Source organism: Longimicrobiaceae bacterium (assembly GCA_035696245.1).
GTDB lineage: Bacteria > Gemmatimonadota > Gemmatimonadetes > Longimicrobiales > Longimicrobiaceae > DASRQW01.
On sequence record DASRQW010000459.1, the window covers coordinates 1 to 4,695 of the forward strand.

Annotated in this window: 3 protein-coding genes; all 3 read left to right on the top strand. The window is 69.3% G+C overall.

The window, feature by feature from the left end; genetic code table 11:
* Window positions 1–3,282, top strand: a 3,282-nt coding sequence (gene rpoC, locus VFE05_20710) for a DNA-directed RNA polymerase subunit beta' (GenBank protein HET6232510.1), incomplete at its 5' end; no start/stop codon positions are given.
* A 518-nt stretch (window positions 3,283–3,800) separates the two neighbouring features.
* Entirely contained in the window at window positions 3,801–4,310 is a 510-nt protein-coding gene (locus VFE05_20715; GenBank protein ID HET6232511.1) for a MarR family winged helix-turn-helix transcriptional regulator, read from the top strand.
* A gap of 20 nt (window positions 4,311–4,330) precedes the next feature.
* Window positions 4,331–4,695, top strand: a 365-nt coding sequence (locus tag VFE05_20720) for a hypothetical protein (protein ID HET6232512.1), incomplete at its 3' end; no start/stop codon positions are given.

Below are 4,695 nucleotides of genomic sequence, written 5' to 3' on the forward strand. Positions count from 1 at the left end.
GCGGTGGACGCCCTGTTCGACAACGGCCGCCGGTCCAAGGCGATCCGTGGCCGCGGCAAGCGTCCGCTCAAGTCACTGTCCGACATGCTCAAGGGCAAGCAGGGCCGCTTCCGGCAGAACCTGCTGGGCAAGCGCGTGGACTACTCGGGCCGGTCCGTGATCGTCGTCGGCCCGGAGCTCAAGCTGCACCAGTGCGGCCTGCCCAAGGCGATGGCGGTGGAGCTGTTCAAGCCGTTCATCATCCACGAGCTGGAGAAGCGCGGCGAGGCCGAGACGGTGAAGCGCGCCAAGAAGATCGTGGAGCGCGACGACCCGCGGGTGTACGAGGTGCTCGAGGACATCATCCGCGACCACCCCGTGCTGCTGAACCGCGCGCCCACGCTGCACCGGCTGGGCATCCAGGCGTTCGAGCCCGTGCTGGTGGAGGGCAAGGCGATCCGCGTGCACCCGCTGGTGTGCGCCGCCTTCAACGCCGACTTCGACGGCGACCAGATGGCGGTGCACGTGCCGCTGTCGTTCGAGGCGCAGCTGGAGGCGCGCGTCCTCATGCTGTCGAGCAACAACATCCTGCTCCCGTCGAACGGGCGGCCCATCGCGGCGCCGTCGCAGGACATCGTGATCGGGGTGTACTGGCTCACCAAGGAGCCGGGCAACATCATGGCGCAGTTCGCGGCCGACGCCGAGCAGCAGAAGTCCGGCATCAACCAGCAGGACCGCGCCCAGGTGCTGCGCCGCTTCGGCAGCGTGGCCGAGGTGGAGCTGTCGCTGCAGCACGAGCACATCACGCTGCAGTCGCCCATCTACTATCTCACCGACCCGCGCCGGGACGACGAGATGGACGAGGGCGAGGCGCGCTCGGACCGCTGGATCCAGACCACGGCCGGCCGGGTGATCTTCAACTCGGTGGTGCCCAAGGAGCTGGGCTTCTGGAACCGCACGATGGGCAAGAAGGAGCTGGGCGACGTCATCTTCAGCGCGTACCGTACGGTCGGGCTGGGGCGGACGACGGTCTTCCTGGACGACCTCAAGGCCTTCGGCTTCCGCTACGCCACGCTGGGCGGCGTGTCGGTGGGCATCGAGGACATGGAGATCCCGGCCGAGAAGGACCAGATCCTGGGCGAGGCCGAGGAGGACGTGTCGCGCTTCACCCGCGCCTACAACAACGGCGTGATCAGCAACGGCGAGCGCTACAACAAGGTCATCGACACCTGGACGCACGCCAACAACGACGTGGCGGACGCGATGGTGGCACGCCTCGGGCGTTCGCGCGGCGGCTTCAACCCGGTGTTCATGATGATGAACTCGGGCGCCCGCGGCAGCCGTGACCAGATGCGCCAGCTGGCCGGCATGCGCGGCCTGATGGCCAAGCCGCAGAAGAAGCTGACCGGCGGCATCGGCGAGATCATCGAGAGCCCGATCAAGTCGAACTTCCGCGAGGGCCTGACGGTGCTGGAGTACTTCATCTCCACGCACGGCGCCCGGAAGGGCCTGGCCGACACCGCGCTGAAGACGGCCGACGCCGGCTACCTGACGCGACGCCTGGTGGACGTTGCCCAGGACGTCACCATCTTCGAGGAGGACTGCGGCACGGTCCTGGGCCTTGAGGTGGCGGCGCTGAAGGAGGGCGAGGACGTGGTGGAGCCGCTCAAGGACCGCATCGTCGGCTCGGTGGCCAGCGACGACGTGTACGACCCGATCGACGGCGAGATGATCGTTGAGGCGGGCCGGATGATCGACGAGGAGATCGCCGACGAGATCGAGGACGCCGGCATCCAGACGGTCAAGATCCGCAGCGTGCTCACCTGCGAGAGCCGCCGCGGGCTGTGCCGGCAGTGCTACGGCCGCAACCTGGCCACCATGGGCATGGTGGACCTGGGCGAGGCCGTGGGCATCCTGGCGGCGCAGAGCATCGGCGAGCCGGGCACGCAGCTCACGCTGCGCACCTTCCACATCGGCGGCACGGCGGCACGCATCGCGGCCACCACGGCGCGGAAGAGCAAGGTGGAGGGCGTGGCCCAGTTCGACCGCATCACCACGGTGACCACGCCCGACGGCTCGCGGATCGTGACCAGCCGCGAAGGCGAGATCATCATGCGCGGGCCCGACGGCAGCGTGCGGAGCCGCCTGGCGGTGCCGTACGGCGCCACCATCGGGGTCGAGGACGGGCAGAAGATCGCCAAGGACGACATGCTGTTCTCGTGGGATCCGTACTCGGAGCCCATCGTGGCCGACTTCGGCGGCACCATCCGCTTCATCGACATCTCCGACGAGGAGACGGTGCGCGAGGAGCTGGACGAGAGCACGGGCCGCCGCCAGATGGTGATCATCGAGGACCGCAGCAAGAAGCTGCACCCCATGATCGAGATCGTGGACGCGCACGGCGCCAAGCTGCGCGAGTTCATCGTGCCCGTGGGCGCGCAGCTCACGGTGCGCGACGGCGAGGCCATCGAGCCGGGCGGCACGCTGGCGAAGATCGCCCGCGAGGCCTACAAGACCCGCGACATCACCGGCGGCCTGCCGCGCATCGCCGAGCTGTTCGCGGCGCGCAAGCCGAAGGACCCGGCGGTCATCACCGAGATCGACGGAACGGTGCGCTTCGGCGATATCAAGCGCGGCAAGCGCGAGGTGATCGTGATCCCCGAGACGGGCAACGAGCGCGTCTACGAGGTTCCGGTGGGCAAGCACCTGCGCGTGCACGAGGGCGACTTCGTGCGCGCCGGCGACCGGCTCAGCGAGGGCCCGGTCAACCCGCACGACATCCTCAAGATCAAGGGGCCGCGGGCGGTGCAGGAGTACCTGCTGAACGAGGTGCAGGAGGTCTACCGCCTGCAGGGCGTGAAGATCAACGACAAGCACATCGGCGTGATCGTGCGCCAGATGCTGCAGAAGGTGCGCGTGACCGAGCCGGGCCACACGCAGTTCCTGGAGGGCGAGACGGTGGACCGCACCGTCTTCCTCGACGAGAACCAGGGCAGCATCGGCGACGGGAAGGACCCCGCGCGCTCGGAGCCGCTGCTGCTGGGCATCACCAAGGCGTCGCTGACCACGCAGTCGTTCATCTCGGCGGCGTCGTTCCAGGAGACCACGCGGGTGCTCACCGACGCCGCCATCCGCGGCGCGCGGGACAACCTGGCGGGCCTGAAGGAGAACATCATCATCGGCCACCTCATCCCCGCCGGTACGGGCATCTACCGGTACGAGGACGTGGGCTTCGGCCCGCGGGACACCCCGGCGGCCGAGAGCGTTGCGCCGGCGGCAGAGCCGGTGGCCGTGGAGGCGTAAGCCCCCGCGGTGACGGTCAGAGTCCGATGGTAGGAAAACGAGCGGCCCCGGGAGCGATCCCGGGGCCGTATCGCTTGGGGTAGATGACGGATGCCGATCGAGAGATCATCGCGGCACGCATCTCCCCGCTTCGCAGGAGCCGCGACGGAGCCGATCGGCTCCGCTCGTCGCGCACGATGTTCCGGGTACGGCGGCAGAGGTTACAGGAACGGCTCGTGACGGCATACGTATTTGACCTGCCGCGTCCGCCGCTTATCTTGTCTGCTACTCCCTGTCGTCACAGCCATGTTCCGCAGTCCGTCCGGCCGCGCCGCCGTACCCTCCACGTTGCCGGAACCCACCCGAAGAGCCGGATCGCCACGCCGCCCGCGCCAGCGGAGCGGTGGCCTGGGGCCACGGGCCTAGACCGTCACGTGTTTCGCGAGCACAGCCAGCGGAGACGCGGCACGATTGATGGAGGGGAGTGGAACGGGTATCTTCCCTAGATGCATTGGAACCCATACATTGGACGATCGATCGTGAGCACCCAGGGAACGCCGGTGCAGGCCGAGGTGCCGCGGGTGATGGACGCGGTCCGCCGCATCGTGCGCGCGGCGCGGGTCGTATCGCGGCAGAACGAGAAGGAGATCGGGATCAGCGGGGCCCAGCTGTACGTGCTGCAGGAGCTGTCGCAGCAGCCCGCGGGCTCCCTGAACGACCTCGCCGAGCGCACCACCACGCACCAGAGCTCGGTGTCGGCGGTGGTGTCGCGCCTGGTGGAGCGCGGCCTGGTGCGGCGCGAGCCCTCGCCCGAGGACGCGCGCCGAGTCCAGATCGCGCTCACGAAGGCGGGGCGCGACATCGTGGACAGCGCCCCTCCGTCGGCGCAGGCCCAGCTCGTGGCCGGGCTGAAACGGATGGAGCCGGACGACCGCCGCATGCTGGCGGATCTGATGGAGAGGTGGCTGCGCGAGTCGCAGGTGGACACCGCGCCGGCACCCTTCCTCTTCGAAGACGACGCGCCGCCGGGCGGAACGGGCGACGGATGAGCTGAACTGGAGGTGCAGGGATGGGTGAGCTGGAGGGTAACACGGCAGGCGGGGCGCTGCCGGTAGCTCCGTCGCTGGAGCCGGCGCTCCGCTCGGTCCGCGCGCCGCGCGAGCAGGCGCCGGTGGACCGGCGGGTGGTGATGATCTCGGGGATCGCGGTGGTGGTCGCCGTGGCCGCCGGGTTCGTGGCATCGGCGCTGACGGCGTTGATCGGGCTCATCACCAACCTGGCCTTCTTCGGCCGCGTATCCACCGCCTTCACCTCGCCGGCCGGGAACCACCTGGGCGCCTGGGTTCTCGTCGTGCCGGTGCTCGGCGCGCTCGTGGTGGGAGTGATGGCGCGTTGGGGATCGGCCGCCATCCGCGGGCACGGCATCCCCGAGGT